Origin of the sequence: Achromobacter sp. LC458, assembly GCF_001005835.2 — a bacterium.
In the GTDB taxonomy this organism is placed as follows: Bacteria; Pseudomonadota; Gammaproteobacteria; order Burkholderiales; family Burkholderiaceae_B; genus Achromobacter; species Achromobacter spanius_B.
On record NZ_LBHW02000004.1, the window covers coordinates 164368 to 184044 of the forward strand.

Annotated in this window: 14 protein-coding genes and 1 pseudogene; 4 read left to right on the plus strand and 11 right to left on the minus strand. The window is 57.2% G+C overall.

Features of this window, described 5'->3' with window-relative positions:
- Positions 1-730 precede the first annotated feature (730 nt).
- The 4 genes and pseudogenes from YH64_RS30745 to YH64_RS05365 all read right to left on the minus strand — a co-directional run bounded on the left by YH64_RS30745 (position 731) and on the right by YH64_RS05365 (position 3756).
- Positions 731-943: a JAB domain-containing protein gene (locus YH64_RS30745; protein ID WP_006216188.1), complete on the minus strand. Its 213-nt coding sequence runs from the start codon at positions 941-943 to the stop codon at positions 731-733.
- A gap of 65 nt (positions 944-1008) precedes the next feature.
- Positions 1009-1829, minus strand: a pseudogene (locus tag YH64_RS05355) (sulfite exporter TauE/SafE family protein).
- Positions 1830-1907: 78 nt separating this feature from the next.
- Complete coding sequence (locus YH64_RS05360; RefSeq protein ID WP_006216190.1) at positions 1908-2765, minus strand: N-formylglutamate amidohydrolase; 858 nt, start codon at positions 2763-2765, stop codon at positions 1908-1910.
- A gap of 1 nt (position 2766) precedes the next feature.
- Complete coding sequence (locus tag YH64_RS05365; protein WP_006216191.1) at positions 2767-3756, minus strand: tripartite tricarboxylate transporter substrate binding protein BugE; 990 nt, start codon at positions 3754-3756, stop codon at positions 2767-2769.
- Positions 3757-3895: 139 nt separating this feature from the next.
- Here YH64_RS05365 and YH64_RS05370 point away from each other — a divergent pair, with 139 nt between their 5' ends.
- Complete coding sequence (locus tag YH64_RS05370) at positions 3896-4843, plus strand: LysR substrate-binding domain-containing protein (RefSeq protein ID WP_046803339.1); 948 nt, start codon at positions 3896-3898, stop codon at positions 4841-4843.
- 80 nt (positions 4844-4923) lie between these two features.
- Here YH64_RS05370 and YH64_RS05375 read toward each other — a convergent pair whose 3' ends face one another.
- The 6 genes from YH64_RS05375 to YH64_RS05400 all read right to left on the minus strand — a co-directional run bounded on the left by YH64_RS05375 (position 4924) and on the right by YH64_RS05400 (position 14621).
- Entirely contained in the window at positions 4924-6021 is a 1098-nt protein-coding gene (locus YH64_RS05375) for a glycosyltransferase family 4 protein (protein ID WP_167351706.1), read from the minus strand.
- Between the two features lie 97 nt (positions 6022-6118).
- The gene (locus tag YH64_RS05380; protein WP_006216196.1) at positions 6119-7564 is read right to left on the minus strand and encodes a glycosyltransferase family 39 protein; all 1446 of its coding nucleotides are present in this window, start codon (positions 7562-7564) and stop codon (positions 6119-6121) included.
- Complete coding sequence (locus tag YH64_RS05385) at positions 7548-8582, minus strand: glycosyltransferase family 2 protein (RefSeq protein ID WP_006216197.1); 1035 nt, start codon at positions 8580-8582, stop codon at positions 7548-7550. Before YH64_RS05385 ends, YH64_RS05380 begins: the two co-directional genes overlap by 17 nt.
- A gap of 132 nt (positions 8583-8714) precedes the next feature.
- Positions 8715-11864 (minus strand): CusA/CzcA family heavy metal efflux RND transporter, encoded by a 3150-nt coding sequence (locus YH64_RS05390; protein WP_006216198.1) that lies wholly within the window; start codon positions 11862-11864, stop codon positions 8715-8717.
- A gap of 12 nt (positions 11865-11876) precedes the next feature.
- Positions 11877-13349 carry an efflux RND transporter periplasmic adaptor subunit gene (locus tag YH64_RS05395; protein ID WP_143215258.1) on the minus strand — a complete coding sequence of 491 codons (1473 nt, stop codon included), beginning with the start codon at positions 13347-13349 and terminating at the stop codon, positions 11877-11879.
- Positions 13350-13361: 12 nt separating this feature from the next.
- Positions 13362-14621 (minus strand): TolC family protein, encoded by a 1260-nt coding sequence (locus tag YH64_RS05400; protein WP_006216200.1) that lies wholly within the window; start codon positions 14619-14621, stop codon positions 13362-13364.
- A 360-nt stretch (positions 14622-14981) separates the two neighbouring features.
- Between YH64_RS05400 and YH64_RS05405 the strand changes: the two genes are divergently transcribed.
- The 3 genes from YH64_RS05405 to YH64_RS05415 all read left to right on the plus strand — a co-directional run bounded on the left by YH64_RS05405 (position 14982) and on the right by YH64_RS05415 (position 18083).
- Complete coding sequence (locus YH64_RS05405; RefSeq protein ID WP_006216201.1) at positions 14982-15671, plus strand: heavy metal response regulator transcription factor; 690 nt, start codon at positions 14982-14984, stop codon at positions 15669-15671.
- Complete coding sequence (locus tag YH64_RS05410) at positions 15671-17017, plus strand: heavy metal sensor histidine kinase (RefSeq protein WP_006216202.1); 1347 nt, start codon at positions 15671-15673, stop codon at positions 17015-17017. The genes YH64_RS05405 and YH64_RS05410 overlap by 1 nt, the downstream gene beginning before the upstream one ends.
- Before the next feature lie 373 nt (positions 17018-17390).
- A complete protein-coding gene (locus YH64_RS05415) occupies positions 17391-18083 on the plus strand; it encodes a heavy metal response regulator transcription factor (protein ID WP_006216203.1) in 693 nt (230 codons plus the stop codon).
- A 123-nt stretch (positions 18084-18206) separates the two neighbouring features.
- Here the strand turns inward: YH64_RS05415 and YH64_RS05420 are convergent, their stop codons facing one another.
- Positions 18207-19364, minus strand: a complete 1158-nt coding sequence (locus YH64_RS05420) for a porin (RefSeq protein WP_039882451.1) — start codon at positions 19362-19364, stop codon at positions 18207-18209.
- Positions 19365-19677: the final 313 nt, after the last annotated feature.

The following is a 19677-nucleotide window of genomic DNA, read 5'->3' on the forward strand; positions in this document are numbered from 1 at the left end:
GAGGCCGGAGCGTCCGTCGGCTAAGGCAGGGGAAACGCACTCGGGTTCGTCCGTTGTTCGTAGGCCGCAACCATGTGCATTGCACTAGGACCTTCAATGAACTACGAAAATGAAGGTGGAGATCAAGCCCGCGTATGCGTCTTACCCAACCGTGCGGTACGGCTGGCTCTATATCGCGATCGGCATGCGATATCTGACCTTCACCAAGATCTGGCTTACGACAAAAGAGTCCCCAGACAGCGAATTGCCGAGGGTCGGACATACAACCTTGTCACCCTGTTCACAACTTACGACCTAGCGAGATGCACAACGGGATCTCGCAACAGGAATTGCGCGTTATTGAGAACTACATACACGGAAGAACCGCATTCGGTTCTGCTCGCAAACATATCGCTTCGGGGCGAGACTCGGAATGGTTCATGAACCCACCGAGCCACGCCGAGAGCATGGTGGATGCGCTGCTACCGAAGCGCAGCACGATTATCTGTGGGAAGACGCCGGCAATTCAAACAATTGGCACGGCGTTAATGATCGAGCAAAGAGATCAACCGGCCTACAGTGCGAGAAATGCAGCGTCTTGTGGAAAATGCAGGCTATAGTCCAAGGCTGATCTCCTCATATCTCAACTATCTGGCGGAGTTCCACGACGACGGCCATCCCGACCAGATCTGGCTGCGACCGCAACGGTCGGTGAGAAAATAGCAGGCTGTGGTCAATGACAAATTACGGCCTATGCGCAAGCTGTTAGTAGCCTATCGGCACATGACCTCAAGCGCCGCGCAACCTCGACGTAAGCCCAGCTCGGCTGCGACGAGCCCGACGGACGATTGTGGGCAATCAAGATGGAATGCGCGTTGTGCCGAATCCCCGCCTTGACGACCTCACGTCGATACACGCTGGTCTCTGACGAAATGCCTTTGAACATTTCCTCAAAGGCGATCATCTCAATTGCGCATAAAGGAACATTTCGCCAAAGGTCGGCAGAGCATGCGCACGCCTTGCCCCCGGTCAGGCCCCGCGTACACCGGTGATCAACATATAGGCCGACACGGCAAACAACATGCCGGCGAATGCGCGCTTGAGCCGCGCCACGGGCAGACGATGCGCCGCACGCGCGCCGAGGGGTGCCGTCAGCACGCTGAAGGCAGCCACCAGCGCCAATCCTGGCGTCCAGACGAAACCATCGAGTGGGCAGGACGCCCGGCGGTGTCGAGACCGCCGAGGATGAAGCCGCCGACGTTCGCCAGCGCGATCGGGAATCCCAGCGCGGCGGAGGTAGCGACGGCACGGTGCACGGGCACGTTGCACCAAGAAAGGAATGGGACGCTGATAAAGCCGCCGCCCACCCCGACCAAGCCCGACAGTGCGCCGATCGCGCTTCCGGCTCCGAGCAGCCCGGGTGCCCCGGGCAGGCCGCGAGCCGCCGCCGGCTGGCGCCCGCGAAACATCTGCACCGCGGAAAACAGCATGAACACACTGAACACCACAGCCAGCACGTTGCCCTTGAGCAGGGCGAAGACGCCCAGGCTGCTAATGAGGCTGCCGGCCACAATGCCGGGGGTCAGCCCGCGCACGATTTGCCAGTCGACGGCGCCGCGGCGATGATGCGCGCTCACGCTCGAGAAGGAGGTAAACAGGATTACTGCCATCGATGTGGCAATCGCCATCTTTACCGCCAGGCCGGCGGACAATTCCTGCCCTTGCAGGAAGAAAGTGAGGACGGGCACCAGCACGATGCCTCCGCCGATGCCGAGCAATCCGGCGAGAAAGCCACTCGCGACGCCAAGCGCGGCTAGTCCCAGAAAATGGGGAATGAATTCGAAAGTCATAATATGCAGGACGCCCCGCCGCTGCGACGGCGGGCGCGGAAAGACAGAAGGCATGCCGGGCGCGCTGCGCCCGCTGGTTCAACGCACAACGGCGTCGCGAATGTAGGCGGCGATTCGGGTGAGCAAGGCGTCGATATCGCGCCGGACCACGCCGAAGTTCGCGTTGCGCTCCCGGGTGTTCTCGTCCATGTAGATCGGACGCCGGATCTCGATCTGCATGCTGTAGCGCCGCAGCGCGGGCTGGCCGATATTGGCGATGAGCTGCACGCCCTTGTAGGGGTCGTTTCGCGCCACGGTGTAGCCGCAGCCCCGCAGGTGCGATTCCACGAGGTCGAGGAAGCCGGGTTCGCAGGTGGTGCCGTCGCGGTCGCCGAGCACGAAGTCCGCAAGCGGTTTGTCGCTGCGGATCTTTAGGCGCTCGTAGGCGTTGTTCGGCATCGAATGCAGGTTGAGGTGCCAGAGCTTGCCGAAGCGCGCGTGCGCGCCCTGCACCGCCTGCTGTAGCGAGGCATGGTAGGGCTGGTAGCACCGCTCGATTCGCGCCCGCACTTCAGCCACGGGCAGCTTGCGGTCATAGATCGGCGTGCCGCCCTTGACGGAGCGCCAGATCAAGCCAGAGCCTAGGCGCGTCTTCTCTCCGGGATGCAAGGGTGCGGGCCAAGCGCTCTCGAGCAGCTCGGGATCGATATCGTCGAGCATGCGGTTCAGATCAAGGTAGCTGCGCGGGAAATGCGCTTCGAGCAGCGTGCCGCCTACGCGCGGCACACCGGCCCACAGGGCTTCGACGTGGGTGTCCTCAGCGGCTCGCAGGATGGCGCGCGGCACCGCATGTCGGAAATCCTCGGGGTAGTCCGTGCCGCTATGCGGCGAGTCGCACACCAGCGGGATCGCTTCGTCCGCCGGCAGATGCAGGGTGTACAGAGCATCCGTCATCATTTCACTCCGCCGACAGCTTGGCGACCTTCGCCACTGCCTGGTAACGCGCCACGGCTTGCTCGATCTGTGCCTGGAACTGCGCGGGCGTGTTGGGAATGAGTGTGGCGCCCGCTTCGTCCATCTTTTGTACGAAATTTGGCTGCTGCATGGCTTTGTGAATCGCGGCATTCAGCTTGCCCACGACGGCGGGCGGCGTGCCGGCAGGTGCGACGATGCCAAACCAGCCGCCCGTGCCCATCTGCGGATAGCCGATCTCCCCGTACACGGGCACGTCGGGCAACGCGGGCGAACGCTTGTCCGACAGTAGGACCAGCGCGCGCAGGCGGCCCGCTTTGATGTGCGCCAGCGCCGAAGGTAGATTGTCGGTGATGCCGTCGACCTGGCCTCCCACGGCGTCGTTCATGGCAGGGCCGGCGCCCTTATACGGAATGTGGAGCAGTTGGATGCCGGAGAGCGCCGTAAAGTGCTCAATGTTGGTATGGCCGAGTGAACCCACGCCGGGCGACGCATAACTGTATTTGCCCGGCTCAGCCTTGGCCAGCGCGATGAACTCCTGAATTGTCCTGGCCGGGATCTTGGGATTGATCGCGAACACGCTGGGCACCGTGGCCACGTTCGATACCGGCGCGAAATCCTTGATCGGGTCGTACTTCAGGCGCGCGCCGTAGGCGGCGACGTTGGAGCCGTGGGTGCTCATCGTGGCCATGCCGAGCGTGTAGCCGTCGGGTTCCGCCTTAGCGACCTGCTCCATGCCCATCGAGCCACCCGCGCCCGCGCGGTTCTCCACCACGATGGTCTGGCCCAACTCGCGGCCGGCATACTCGGCGATCAACCGCGCGGCCAGGTCGGTAGAACCGCTAGGCGCGAATGGCACGATGAGCTTTAGCGGACGGTCGGGAAATTCGGCGTGCGCCACGGTAGCGGTGAGCGGAGTGGCGGCCGCGAGGGCCAGCGCCGCGAAACCGGCGCGATATCTGGCATGGAGTGTCATGGGCTTGTCGTCATGAAAGGAAATTTATAGACCGTGCCTAGTGTCCAGGCTGGGCCCGCCCACTGGCAAACGACAAGAATGGAAGCCTGTATGACGGAAAGTCATACAATGGTCACAATCCGTGCACGACCCAGCCGCCATGCGCCTGCATTCTCCTTCGATGTCCGAACTCCATGCCTTTGCAGCCGTGGTGCGGCTGGGCAGCTTTTCGCAGGCGGCTGATGAGCTCTGCGTCACTCAGGGTGCGATCAGCCGCGCGGTGGCAAGACTCGAAGCCCACTTCAACCAGGTTCTGTTGCAGCGCGACTCCCATCGCTTGCAGCTCACGGAGGCGGGGCGCGCCTTTCTCGACGCGGTGCAGGAACCGCTGATGGCGATCGAGGCGGCGAGCGCCGGATTGCGCACGGCCCCTGCCGACCGGCCGCTCAGTCTCGCGGTGGTACCGACCTTCGCAAGCGTGTGGCTGGTGCCGCGCCTGCCGGAATTCCGGCGGCTGCACCCCGACGTGCGGCTCAACTTTGCCCCTTATCGCAAGGGCGAGGACTTCAGCGACAACACCGTGGATGCCGCCATCCTGACCGGCCTGGGTCAGCACCAATGGCCGGGCTGGCATTGCGATTACGTCATCGGGCGCGAAATCGTGCCTGTCTGCCACCCCGAACGTCTGGCGCGCATGAGGGCCGAGGGCCGCTGGCGCGAACCGCACGATCTCGCTGCGGAGCCTCTGCTCTACCACACGACCGCGCCGGGCAACTGGACACAATGGCTGCGTTGGGCGGGGCCGCAGGCACCCGCGCCGAATCTGTCCATGGCCTGCGATCAAGTGTCGATCCTTGTTCGTGCCGCGATCGCGGACATGGGCATTGCGCTCGTACAGCGCTGTCTCGTGCGCCATGAACTCGAAACCGGCCAACTCGCCGTGCCCTTCGATCTACCCATCACGCTCGAGCGTGGCTACTTCCTGTGCATTCCGTCCAATCGCCGTCCCCCGCCTGGTTACGGCGCATTCCGCAACTGGCTGCTGGCCGCCGCGCGGCAGGACATCGAGAACCTGATGCGCGCGCTTGATTCGCCACAACCCCCTTAAGCAGCACTAGCGCGTCACCTTTGCCGCGTGCTGGGACTAGAGCCAGTGCGGAATGATCCGAGACGATCCCAAGTCAAATGTCACCGGCCAACCCCTGCTTTATCCGCCCTCACGTTAAGCCACCCAAGATAAGCATCCTCGATAGATTCAGCCATTTTCGCCGCACTGAACCTTTCCCGGAGAACGAAGTTTGCTCGCCCAGCTTTGCCGAATCGGCTGCGCAGGCTGCTTTCTACGATCAGATTATTGATCACCGAACGGAGTATCACCCGATCGAAAGGCAGTACAACATATCCCGAAACACCGTTTTCGATGACCTCTGGCAGGCAACCAACTGCGGTAGCTACGACAGGCACACCGGACGCAGATGCTTCGACAAACGTGGATCCCAACACCTCGCACTCCGGCACCATTGCGTAAATATCCACCGCGCCTAACAAGTCACCAACGCAGAAGAAGAAATCTGGAAAGTGGATCCTTCCTATCAACCCAATTTCGACCGCACGTCTCCTTAGCTGGTTGAGTCGGGGCTCATGCAGGCCACCAAGCACCAGGTGAACTTGTGGGTAGACCTCCATCAACGGGTACATCGCTTCGACGAGAATTCGAAGCCCTTGCGCATCCTGATCGTCCGCAACGTTTCCAATGACAATCGCATCGTCGGGAATGGCGAGTTCTTGGCGCATCGAAGGCATCGCAGGCCTGGGATACTGAACGTCTAGGCCTGTAGGAATCGTCCGAACACGCTGCTCGAAATGACCACGTTCGAGGTATCGCTGTCGCTGATACGTGCTTACGGTTATCACATGACCGCTCACCGCGCCGCTGAGTCGCGGCACGTGCAGCCTGCTTTCCCGGTGATGCGTTCTAACTACCAATCGTGTTCGCGCTAAACGCGCGAACAGCGCGGCGCGCAGGTCATCTTCCACGGAATGCGTGTTGACTACATCAAAGTCTCCTCCTCGCACTATCCCGCCGATGCGAAACGGAGTCATTGCAGAAGCAATCAGCCCCTCTACCTCAATGTGGTGCGTTCTAAAGCCGTGATTTTGAGAGCGCTGCCCGAGCTCAGACCGTGCGGCACAAACAACCTCAAGCGTATGTCCGCGATCGCGCATCGCGAGCATCTCATTGAGGATACGCAGTTCTTTGCCACCAAAGCCGCTGGACAGGCTCACGTGCAGGACCCTCAGAAGAGACCGCGAATGCCCCACCGCGGACGCGCGACCAAGAAGCGCGAAGGTGCGTTGATACTTTTCTAGCGCTGACACAGGTTTACCCATTTATTCTGTAAAGCGCGTAGCGACGACTTTGATAGATCGGCACCAACCGTTCTCTCACGCTTTCCTCAAGTGAGGACTCTTTACCCTTTGGAATTGCCACGAAAGCATATGCGTCCTTTTCCAAGGACAACTTTTCCAACTCACTCGGAGTAATTAGCTCTGCCGTGCCGCGCGAATAAAAACGCGCGGAGAAAGGGCGGCTATGCACAAAGTAAAGCTTCTGACCTTCGCTCATCTGAGATTCGGCAATGGCCACTAATTGCTTCTCTGTTTTGAGCTTTGTGGGCACCGTGAGCGAGACCAGCCCGAGACCAATTGCCGCTATCGGCACTATTGCACACGTGGCAGCCAAGATCCGGACTAGGCGCGGCATCGCTTTTGCTGGCGATAGCTCTTTGGCGAATATTGCGAGGAGCAGTGCAAAAGCTGGCAGGCTAGGCAACACATACGTCCAAAGTATGTTTCCAGAGAAGGTGAAGAAGGCCGGAGCGGCAACGGCCCACAACGCCAAGTATCCGACGACCGGAGACCGACAAACCTGAAGAGCCCGAGCCCTGCGAGAGGCATTAGCCACTATCCATACACCCAGCAGAATTCCGCCCCATCCCCATGGGAACGAAGCTAGCAGCCAATCACCCCAAATTCCGCCAAAAGGTCGCTCGTGAGCAGTACCGTACAGGTCTCCCTGCCAACCTGAGTCTAGGAACCGCAGAAAGTGCTCACCTACTAAAAAGTACTGGACGAATCCTGGGGTCTTTATCTCAGCGACGATGTACCAAGGAACAGTCAGCGCGACCATCAACAACGTGCCCGTGAGCCAAGGAAGATTGGTCAGGTGCGCCCTACGATCACGATAAAGCGCAAGCCAAGGAACGAGGACTATGCCCAGGAGGACGAAGGCGAGCGGCCCTTTCGACAACAGGCCAATGGCTATGCCCACAAAAAACCCATACCGCCAGAAAGGTGTAGGTGCTGTCGGCGCGACTAGGAACGCCAACATCGAATAGGTGATCCCTAGAGCCAAGAAGGAGTCTGTGAGCACAGCACCGGCCGCAGCGAGCGGGAGCAGCATAGAAGACAATATGAGCGTCGTCCATCGGGCCGCCTGTCGATCGACCAAGATAGCAGTTGCGCGATAGAGCATTGCTGCGAGCGCAACCATCGCAAGGAATGAGGGGAGTCGAACCGCGAACTCGGACCCACCAAGGATCCTTATCCCCATCGCCTGACTCCAGAATGAGAGCGGTGGCTTTCCCCAGAACGGAACCCCGGGTTCGAACCAAGGAGTGATCCAATCCCCGGTTTCCGCCATCAATCTCGCAATCTCAGCGTATCTCGGCTCCGAGGTGTCGATCAACGGCATCGCAGCCATTGAAAAAAGCCGGGCGATAACGATGCCCGCTAGGGCCAACAAAAACCATTTAGCCTTCAACTGCATTTTTCGATCCAATCCCGGCGTGTTGTGAGGCCATCTGCGTGGCTTTCTCGAGCACATCGCGCACTATGAAGATTGGACGCTGCTTCGTCTCCATGTATCCTTTTCCAACGTATTCGCCCAACAGCCCAATCGTCAGGAGCTGAATCCCACTTAAGAGGGTGATCATGGCTGTTAGTGATGGATAGCCAGGCACGTCGTGACCGAACACGATCGTTTTGAAGATAATCCAAAGGCCAAACATGCCACCTGTCAATGCGACAACAGCTCCTATGCCAGTTGCCCAGCGCAGCGGAGCGGTAGAGAATGAGGTGATGCCTTCAAGGGCGAGCCCGAATAGCGCGAAGTAGTTCCATTTGGTCTTGCCGGCGGCCCTGGGCGCGCGATCATAGTCGATCACTTTGGTGGGAAACCCGATCCAAGCATAGAGACCTTTCATATAGCGACACCGCTCTGGCATCTGGAGCAAGGCCTCAACGGTCCTACGACTCATAAGCCGGAAATCCCCTGTGTCTGCGGGTATCCTCGACCGGCTCAAGCGACTCATGATTCGGTAGAACGCATAAGCAGACAAACGCTTTGCGAAACCTTCACCCTCACGCTTGCGCCGGCGCATCGATACGACATCGAAACCATCCTGCCATGCCTTGACCATATCCGGAATTAGTGCCGGAGGATCCTGCAGGTCGGCATCCAACATGATCACCGCCTCACCCCGCGCATGCGCCAGGCCAGCGCTCATCGCAGCCTCTTTCCCAAAATTTCTACTCAGGCGAACCACTCGAACTCTGGGATCCCGTTCCATCAGCGCAGTCAAGATCAATACGCTTTTGTCCGTGCTACCGTCATCCACGAACACGATCTCGTAAGGTAGGCCTAGCTCACCGAGAATCTCTTTCAGCTTCGAGTGACAAATTGGCAAGACATCTTGTTCATTCAAGAACGGAATCACAATCGAGATCTGGATTGCGTTCTCCGCTTTTTTATTGGCTTCTGCGGGGTCTAACGGCAAAGTAACCATGGAGGTCTAACCATTCGGTATCGAAGGCTGCCAATGTACGAAAGTGCGCTCGACAATCGTCGAACCTTGTAATTACATTTCCGCAAGCTTGGAGGAGACCGGGCCCCTCCAAGCTCGCGACAGTTCACACTCCTAGCCGGTTAGCTCCTCCTCCTCGGCGTCTTTATGATGTACCAAGCGATAGAGCGCCGGCAGGATCAGAAGCGTCAAGAAGGTGGAGGAGATGATGCCTCCGATAACCACTGTGGCCAGCGGCCGCTGCACCTCCGCTCCTGTCCCCGTTGCGATAGCCATAGGTACGAATCCAAGCGAAGCCACGAGGGCGGTCATCAGCACGGGACGCAAGCGAGTCAAGGCGCCTTCTCGCACCGCGGTGTACAACGGCTTTCCTTCATCTCTCAAGGAGCGAATAAAGGACAACAGAACCAAACCGTTGAGAACAGCGACACCACAAAGTGCAATGAATCCCACTGCAGCGGTAATTGACAAAGGAATTCCTCTGATCCACAGCGCAAGAATTCCGCCTGTCAACGCGAAGGGAATACCGGTGAAGACGAGTAGTCCATCCTTAACGTTTCCAAACATCGCGAACAACAGGACGAACACCAAAAGCAGGGCGACTGGGACCACAACCTGCAATCGCTTGGTAGCCGATTCAAGTTGTTCGAAAGTACCCCCCCATGCTGTCCAGTATCCCGTTGGGACCTTGACTTGTTCAGCGATCGCCGTCTCTGCCTCGCCGACGAACGATCCGAGGTCTCTGCCACGAACGTTGGCGCTGACCACGATCCTTCGCTTTCCATCCTCTCGGGAGACCTGGTTAGGGCCAGGCGCCAGATCGAATGTCGCAACTTCAGATAGTGGTATGTAGGCTGTTTGAAGCTGACCCTCACCTCTCGGCAACGCAATCGGAAGATTTTTGAGTGCGGTGATGTTCTCGCGGACCTTTTCTGGAAGTCGAACGACGACATCGAACCTACGGTCGCCCTGGAAGAACGTGCCCGCCTCACGACCACCCGCCGCAATCGTCAGGGTGTCTTGGACATCCGACAGACTAAGGCCATAGCGCGCTGCTTTAGCTCGATCGATCGACACGGTCAGCATGGGAAGACCCGTGGTCTGTTCCACTTTGACTTCCGAGGCGCCTGGGATCTTTTGGAGGACCTCAGCTACCTCAGTTGCAGTTCTGTTCAACACATCGTTGTCATCACCAAATATCTTCACCGCGACATCGCTGCGAACGCCAGAAATCAGTTCGTTGAACCGTAGCTGAATCGGCTGCGAGAACTCGTAGTTGTTCCCCGGAATGTTCTGTGCTTCACGCTGAATCGCCTCACGCAGCTCCGCATGAGACTTCTTCGGGCTCGGCCAGTCCTTTTCGGGCTTAAGCATGATGTAGCCATCGGAGATATTGGGGGGCATAGCGTCCGATGCGATCTCGGCAGTGCCGGTCCGCGCGAACACACGCTCGATCTCGGGAAACTTCTCCTTTAAACGGGTTTCCAGCTGAACCTGCATGGCGACTGATTGCGTCAAACTTGTGCCCGGAATGCGCAATGCTTGGATTGCCATGTCTCCTTCGTTGAGATTCGGAATAAACTCGCTTCCCAAACGAGTGGCGATAAAACCGCACACGAGCAAGAACCCTAGTGCCCCACCGAGCATGAGAGGAGTGCGGCGAAGTGCCAGGTCGAGCAGAGGTTCGTAGCGTCGACGTGCCCACGCCATTACCCGAATTTCCTTCTCTGACACCTTCTTCCCGATGAACATAGCCACGGCCGCCGGCACGAACGTGACCGACAGAATCATGGCGCCGAGCAATGCCATCACCACGGTGAGGGCCATGGGGTGGAACATGCGCCCTTCCACCCCGCTGAGCGCGAATATTGGAAGGTAAACAACCATGATGATCAGCTGGCCGTACAGCAGCGGACGTCGCGCCTCGCGAGCGGCCGCGAATACTTCGTGGAAGCGTTCGGAGCGAGTGAGGGGACGACCGTGATGCAGCTGTGCATGACTCAGCCGTCTGACGCAGTTCTCCACGATCACTACCGCCCCGTCGACAATGATCCCGAAATCAAGCGCCCCGAGACTCATCAGGTTGGCGCTGACCTTGTAGGTCACCATTCCCGTAAACGTGAACAGCATAGATAGCGGGATCACCATCGCCGTGATGATCGCAGCACGAATGTTTCCGAGGAAAACGAACAGGATCACGATCACCAAGATCGCGCCTTCGAGAAGATTCTTCTTTACCGTGGCGATAGCTTTGTCTACGAGATCGGTACGGTCATAGACGGTGATCGCTTCTACCCCGTCGGGCAAGTTCTTGTTTATCTCCCCGAGCTTTTTCGACACTGCTTGGGATACAGCCCGGCTGTTCTCGCCAATCAACATGAAGACGGTACCGAGCACCACCTCCTTGCCATTGTCTGTAGCGGCGCCCGTGCGAAGCTCTTTCCCGATTGAAACATCCGCAACGTCACGAACGCGTATGGCTTGCCCATCTCTCGCGGTCAGGACAATATCCTGAATATCGGCTATCGACCGAACCTGACCCGGAGCACGAATCAAGTACTGCTCGCCCTTTCTCTCAATATACCCAGCTCCAACATTCGCGTTGTTTCGCTCTAGGGCGGTGATGATGTCGGTGAGCGAGAGTCCATAGGATGCCAAGCGCTCGGTATCTGGCGCTACCTGGTACTCCTTTGCGTAGCCTCCGATTGAATTGACCTCGGTCACGCCTTTGACGTTGCGCAGTTGCGGCTTGATGACCCAATCTTGAATCTCGCGCAGGTCCGTGGCCGTATATGGCGAACCGTCTTCCTTCTTTGCATCGGGTTTTGCTTCAACGGTCCACAGGAAGATCTCTCCCAATCCGGTGGAAATCGGCCCCATGACGGGGGTGATCCCCTCCGGCAGGCTTTCCTTGGCCTCCTGCAGACGCTGATTAACGAGCTGACGGGCAAAGTAGATGTCTGTCCCGTCCTCGAAGATCACTGTCGTCTGAGATAGGCCGTAACGAGACAGCGAGCGAGTTTGCTGCAGCCCCGGCAGACCAGCCATCACGGTCTCGATCGGATACGTGACGCGCTGCTCCGTTTCTAAAGGAGAGTAGCCAGGTGCACTCGCGTTGATCTGAACCTGGACGTTGGTGATGTCGGGAACCGCGTCAATGGCCAGTCGCGAGTAGTTGTACACCCCAACGGCGGCCATTCCAAAAGCGATGAACAAGACAAGCCAACGCTGCTCAATGGCAAAGCGAATTAAACGTTCAAACATGTGGGCTCCGACTCAATGCGCGTGATCTGCCGTTGCCTTGCCCAACTCGGACTTCAGCACGAAAGCATTGGAGCTGACATAGCGTGTTCCAGCATTGAGCCCTGACACAATCTCCGAGCTCTTATCTGTCGTCGCGCCTAGCTTGACGGGCTGGGGAAGAAAGCCACCAGGAACTTCGATGAACACCGTAGGCTGTCCGTTGACATCCTGGATCGCGTCGCTCTCCACAGCTACTCCAACGTCATTTCGCTCCACCACGACGCTTACGGAAACGAACAGACCGGGCCGCCAGGCCATGTCGGGATTCTTCAATGTCACCCTCGCAGTCGCTGTGCGCGTTTGCTGTCCAAGCAATGCACCTATATAGGACACGGTGCCGAACGCCTCCTCGGAAAAGGCAGTCGAGGTGACCTTTGCATCTTCACCTACACGGACGTCCCGGAGATCTTTGGGCGCGATTACGAACTCTGCCCATACCGTGCTCAGATCCGAGATTGTGAAGATACTTGCCGTGTCGGATAGCGCCTCGCCCAAAGCGATGTGCTTCTCGACGATGACACCATCGAAGGGCGCCCGAATCTCAAGAAGATTCAAGTCTTTTGCGGACGGTTCCGCGCCAATTGCCCGAAGCTTCTGAGCTGCGTTTTGCACGGCAATATCCGCCTCTTGAAGCGCAGTCTGAGCCTGTTGATAGTCCTGTTGGGCTGAAACCTGCTCCCGCCATAACTTCAACTCTCGAGCGTGCGTGGCGGCAGCCAATGCTCGACGCTTCGTCGCAGCAAGCCACTCGCTTCTGAGCTCGGAGAGCGATGCGCTTGAAATGACCGCCAATAGCTGTCCTTTTTTCACCTCTTGTCCGAGATCAGCTGAGACCTGTTGAACGGTGCCTGCGGCCTTAGGCACGACGTGTGCAGTGCGATCTGCATTAAATCGGATCTCCCCGGGGAATTTCGTGCTCGACTCAAGGCTCTGCGCCTTGGCTTCACTTGTCTCAATTCCAGCCGCGGAAATTTGTTCAGGGGTGAGCGCGACCAACCCCTCCTCTTTGTGCAATTCTGCGCGGATAGGGTCAGGCCTTCCAGGAATAGAGACGCTAATTTCGACTTCAAAGAAATGTGGCTCAGCGATAAGCTGATCACTGACAAATCCTTCTGTAGAGGGGGTCAGCTTGAGCACCTTCTCTTCCCCATTTGGCCTTTTCAAAGTCGCGGTTGCCGTTAGGTCTTTTGCATTCACAGGCTTGCCTGACGCCGCTATCCAAACCTTTAGCCGAGCCGCCTCGCCCTCCTCAACCAGACCCACCTCAATCGTGTTGTCTCCGACCGTTGTGATTTCACCCTTATTCGGCCCCACAGCCGCTTCGGAATGACTGTCCCCAGCGTGGTCAGATGGCCCTGCAAGCCCCGGCGCCGGAATCAGGAGTTGAAGGGATAGCGCGACCGCAATGACGGCGCGACGTTGTACTAGATTGAAATACGGGCTCATGTTCATCTCTGTTTATTGGCCAAGGATGCGATCGATTTCAGCGCGGGCCGACGCCGCGCGCGACAACGTCGTCAGGTAGGAAATATTCCCTTGCGATAAAGTCCGTTGCGCATCTAGGACTTCCAGATAGCCGACCTTTCCAGCCTCAAAGCCCTTACGCGCGGCATCGTATGCCTTCTGCGATGTGGGGATAACAGACCGGCGATAGTCGCTCGCGGAAGACAATGCAAGATCGTAAGTAGAGGCGGCGGATACCAAGTCAGCACTCAATCGTGCCTCTAGCTCTCTGTAAGTGTCTTGGGCCTTGTAGGTTTGCATGGTGGCGGCATAGACGTTCCCCTGATTCCTGTCAAAAATCGGCAATGGCACGGAGATCCCAAATTGAGCCTTATTGCGCCCCATTTCATTGTCGCGAGCCACTCCACCACTTATCGTGATGTCCGGATATCGCTTGCTCTTCTCGACATTCAATTCGGCCTTGCTCACTTCCAATGCGAGGCGTCCGGCAGTCATTCTCGGGGACGCCAACAAGGCGCCGCGCAACTCATCCAGCGATTGTCGCGGCGGAAGATCCTCGATATCCGCACGCACTGCCGTGAATTTCGGAGCTGGGTCGTTCCACAGTAATGACAGTTCTCTGCGTGCGACGGTGAGCTCATTTTCTGCTTGACGCACTTCAATCTGCGCCTTCGTTAGCTCGATGTCTGCTTTGTTTCTCTCCAAAGGCGGAGCCTTTCCTGAGTCCACTCGCTTTTGAGCTACACGCAATGCCCCGACAGCCACTTCAGCCATATCGCGATTGACGCGCACCGTTTCCTGCGCGATTGCGACTGCAAAAAATCGAGACGTAACGGAGGTCTTTATCTCCGCCCTCGCGATCTCATAGTCCCGGCCAGCCAAATCACTGTTTAATTGAGCGGCTTCTGTACGTGCTCGTCGCTTTCCGCCCAACTCAACGGGCATGCTGAGCATCGCCGTGGTCGTCCGCGTCGGACGTTGCTGGTCGTCGATGCTGACGTCCAGGGAAGGATTTGGCAGGAGGCTTGCCTGCTCCACCAACCCCTTCGATGCTCCGAAATCATTCTTGGCCGCCGACAATTGGGGATTCAACCTGTACGCGGCATCCAGCGCCTCGGACAGCGTCAGAACGTTTGCCGACGCAATCGATGCGTCTTCCCGGGTGTACTTTTCTGGCGTAGCCTGAGCCCGAGCCTGCGGACCGCACAGCGCGGCGACCATCAGGAACAATGGAAGCAACTTGAGGCGCATCATTTAACCTTGGTAGTGTCTGAGGAGATGTTGGTGCCTATGCCGGGCTGTCGCACGTGGGACACAATAGGGACGCCCAGGACGGATGACCGCCCGTACTGTATCCAAGCGCCTTCGTCAGAATCCGGACCCCCAGATGACAATTCTGTAAGATTGCCGTGCATTACAGATTCGTAATCCTGGTGAAGGTAGACTGACGGCTAACCTGCCCTAGAATGCGTGCTCCCATTCAAGTGCAAGACGTGCGCGTTTCTGAACACGCAACGTTGGTGGCTATGCGAGCTCGAGCTCGCGCACCAATTCCCGCTTGGCACCGGATTCAACCTTCGAGGGTGCCATTCACGATTCGAACGGTTGTGAAATATGAAGATTTTGGTCGTTGAAGACGAGCGCAAGCTCGCTGAGTACCTAAAGCGTGCTCTCTCAGAACACAACTATGTGGTCGACGTTGCATCGGACGGCGTCAGCGGACTTCACCTTGCCCGAGAAACTCAGTACGACCTCATTCTTCTGGACGTGATGCTCCCGGGGATGGATGGCTTTGACGTTCTGCACGAACTGCGCAAGTCCGATCGCGTACCTGTCCTGATGCTCACAGCGCGAGACAAGGTCGAGGATCGAGTTCGGGGACTGCAGGACGGCGCAGACGATTACCTGGTCAAGCCGTTTGCGTTATCTGAATTGCTGGCGCGCGTCCTTGCGTTGGGGCGCCGGAGGGGTCATATCGTCGCCGAGGCAAGCAGACAGAATGTTTTGAAAGTGGGAGATCTCGAACTTGATCTGCTGAGGCGCAAGGCTAGTAGGGCCGGCACGCGCCTTGATTTGACAGCCAAGGAATTTACGCTGCTTGCCCTCTTGATGCGAAAGCAGGGAGAAGTTCTGTCTCGTCTGGATCTCGCCGAACAAGTATGGGATATCAACTTCAATAGCAATACCAATGTGGTGGAGGTTGCTGTACGGCGTCTTCGTGGAAAAGTTGATGACCCTTTTGAAACTAAGGTCCTTCACACCGTGCGCGGGATGGGCTACGTGCTCGAACTGAGGGATGAGTAATGGGATTTCGCGAGATCAGTTCTCTGCGCCAATGGCTGTCTCGCTGGCTCGCGCTTCAGACATTTGTCGCACTGGGGGTCGTATGCCTAGTTGTGTACTGGGCGACGAATATAAATCTCTCTCATCGTCAGCAGGCACTACTTGAACAAAAGCGTGAAGTCATCGAGCACCTTGCGGATGAATTCGCCGTTAAAGGCGACCTACCCGCGCTCGAGCATAAGCTAAATGACTTTTTCTATGGAAAGTCTGAGTTTTCGTTGCGACTCGTCATTAATCAAAAAGTCAGCGTTTATGGTGAGCCTGCCGTAGCGGCGAAGGACGTAAATCGAATACAGACGCTCTTTTCTTTGCCTGCGCCCAGCCAGCCGGACAGGAGAATGACCGCAGAGCTGTTTCTGGATACCACGCCGGATGTGCGGCTTCGAGTGATGCTGGCATGGACGTTGTTTTCGTGTGCTGTGATCGGAGCGATAGTAGTTTCCGTTATAGCCAACGTCCTTGTCCGGCGCGCGCTGCTTCCTCTACACGAAGTGGCGCTCCAGGCCGCGCTAATATCGCCTGACCGCATCGGGGAACGACTGAAGGAAACGGGGTTGGCGCAAGAAATCAAACCGTTGGTCCTGCAGTTCAATGCGCTGCTGCAACGGCTAGAGCGGGCCTATGTCCAAATGGAAGGCTTCAATGCAGATGTAGCACATGAACTACGTACTCCTCTCGCGACGCTTATAGGAGAAACCGAATTCGCGCTGGCGGCAAATCGGTCGCCAGTGGATTTGCGAGACGTGCTTGGTTCGAATCTGGAAGAGCTTCAACGCATGACCGCTATTGTCAATGACATGCTCTTTCTCTCACAGGCTGACCGCGGAGCGAGGGCGCGGGCCGAACATGTGGAGAGCCTCCGCGCGATTACTACGGAAGTTCTTGAATATCACGAAGCCGAGGCGCTCGACGCGAGAGTTAGCTTTGACGTCTTGGGAGATCAAGCTGGCAGTGTAGACCGCTCGCTCTATCAACGCGCTATTTCAAATCTGGTTTCGAACGCCATTCGCTACAGCAAGCCGAAGTCAAGTGTAACGGTTAGGCTATACAGGGCCGACGACGGGAAAGTACACGTCACCGTGCACAATTTCGGTGAGCAAATCGAAGCACAGCATCTACCGCGGCTCTTCTACCGGTTCTACCGATCAGACTCTGCGCGTGCGAGCGACGCGAACCATCACGGCCTCGGACTGGCCATCGTAGCCGCAATTGCACGGATGCATGGCGGCACTCCCTTCGTAAAATCGGACTCGACGGGCACGACCATCGGCTTCAGCATAGCTGCAGACTTCGATCCATCCAAGTAGAACCACATTGGACATTGGCGCTCCTGCACACTTGTGCAGTGAGCGCCAATGTCGTTTGTAGAGTAGCAAGGTGGCGCGCATCATTGGACATTTAGCGAGTCCACGTAGGCAGCAATCCTTCTAAAAAGATGCTCTCCGGAAATAGCGACAGGGAAATTACAGATTTCCGCGTTTTTTTTTGCAGATTCGTAATTGACGAGTTCGGGTTCTGACGAAGCTCGGCCGCTAAAGTAGCTTTACATGTAAAGCGATGCTAAGAGCCGGAAGACCAGCACTGTAGCGTTACGTCAACTAGGCTGCAACGGCGGAGTGATCACCGATCACGTCCTTCGCTTTTTTCAACGTCATTTTCAATGACGTATTCAAACGACAAATGAAAATTTTAGTTATTGAAGATGAGCAAAAACTCGCCGAGTTGTTACGCCGCAGCCTTACGGATAACAGCTATATCGTTGATATCGCAATGGATGGGGTCAGCGGTCTCCAACTCGCCTATGAAACGCAATATGACCTAATCATATTGGACATCGGCCTACCCGGCTTAGATGGATTTGAGGTTTTACAACGCATTCGTAAAAACGACAATGTACCTGTCATGATGTTGACCTCCAGGTCAAGCCTTGAGGACAGAGTACGCGGTCTGGAGCAAGGGGCCGATGATTATTTAATCAAGCCATTCGCACTCTCCGAGCTCCAGGCAAGAGTCCTCGCTCTCAGACGGCGCGCGGCGGGATCTGGCGATACCATGTCCGGCGGAAATATTCTTCGCGTAGCGGACCTTGAACTGGATCTACTTCGCCGACGAGTAGCCCGGGGCAACTCCCGCATAGACCTCACTGCAAAGGAATTTGGGCTGCTGACGTTCATGATGCGGCGTGAAGGCGAAGTATTGTCGCGCCTAGTCCTCGCGGAACAAGTTTGGGACATGAACTTCAACAGCAATACGAATGTGGTTGAAGTCGCGGTCCGCCGTCTTCGCGCCAAGGTCGACGATCCGTTCGACATAAAATTGCTGCACACCGTCAGAGGAATGGGCTACACCATCGAGTATCGCGAGCCCGAATAGGCTTGCCACTGACGCTCTGCAAGCGTCTAGCCGCTCTAATGGCTCCTCTCGCCAAAAAAATGAGGACATAGCGGGTTATGGGCACCCCACTATGTCCTCCGCACGCTAGGTGCGCATTTCGCGTCAGAATGAGTGGCGCAAGCCGATCACTGCCTCCCTGGCTTTTACATCGTTTTGAAATGCAAAGTTGTTCGTATAGGTGGCAGCAGCGTACATCGTCGTGCGCTTCGAAAGCGTGTAGGAGTAGCCCAACGCAAACGTGTTGCTGGTCGAGTCACCACCGGTCAGGTCGCTATTGTTCGGATCGACTCGCTGCCACGAACCAAACATGCTGCTAGCGCCACCCAAGGGGACGGATGCTGCGATCAGATAGGAATTCGAGCTGAAACCATCGACGAATGTGTTGGACGGCGTACCGCGGAACGTTCCGACCGAGGCGCTCGAGGGGAGCCCCTTGCCAGCAAACCAGCCATCCGTTGCTCGTTCGTATGCCAGCGCCAGCTTGAAGACTTCAAAGTCGTATGAGCCGCCCAACGTGAACGAGCGAGGAGTGGCCGCAGTTTGGGCTGAGGATAGTTTGTTCGACGCATTCAATTGGTCGTAGGCGAAGAATGCCATGAGCGGACCATTTGCGTAGCTAATGCCAGTCGTAATTGCTCGAGTGTTATCCGCCGTCCGGAAGCCCGTCTGGGCCGCGTTGCGGTCGTCGGCATTAAACGCATAGCCAGCCGATACGCGGAAGCCGCCCATTGAAGGGCTTTCATACAGCGCCAGGTTGTCATAGCGCACGAAATACGCCGCGCTGAAGCCAAGGCCTCCACCCGTATTGAGCTGCGAGAAGCCGCCGCCAAATCCGGAACCATACATCGAAGCCATAAGACGCGACGCTACGTTGTACTGACGACCAAGACGAAACTCACCCCATTGGTCGCTGCCAAGGCCGACGGTAGCTTCACGGCCGAACAGGCGATTGTTTTGGAGAGACGAGCCGTTAGCGGAATCGTACCCAGACTCAAGGCGGAAGGTCGCGTACAGGCCATCACCCAAATCTTCTTTTCCGCGCAGGCCCCAACGCGACCCGGCCGTTTGGCCAGTAGTCATCGCCACTCGGCTCCCGTCGAATTCGGACTTCGCGCCCGTTCGAGGATCAGTGTAGGACCCATCGACCTTGGCGTAGCCAATCCCGGTGTCAATAATTCCATAAAGCGTCACCGACGACTCGGCGTACGCAGCCGTCGATAGTGTTGCCGCAGAAATTGCCAGCAAGAGAGATCTCTTCACAAATTGCTCCTTTATCACAGAGGCGGACTGGATGCCTCGCCGATAGAAGAAACGCGAAGTCCGTTTCGCATTTCGCGGTGTCTATTCGGCAAGTGCCAAGCAAGTGTGGAGAGTGTTCATCGACAAAAAACCAACCGTTCGATTACATATATGTCCGCGTCCAGTCATTAATGTCCGCGTACCGCTGCGCGCGCCCGCAACTCTATGTTTCCACTCGATTTTGCAGTAGCGAAAGGCGATCCATACCCGGGAACGCACGCCGCTAATTCCCACACGCACCGCACGTGCGGTTGCAAAATCACAACACTCTTTC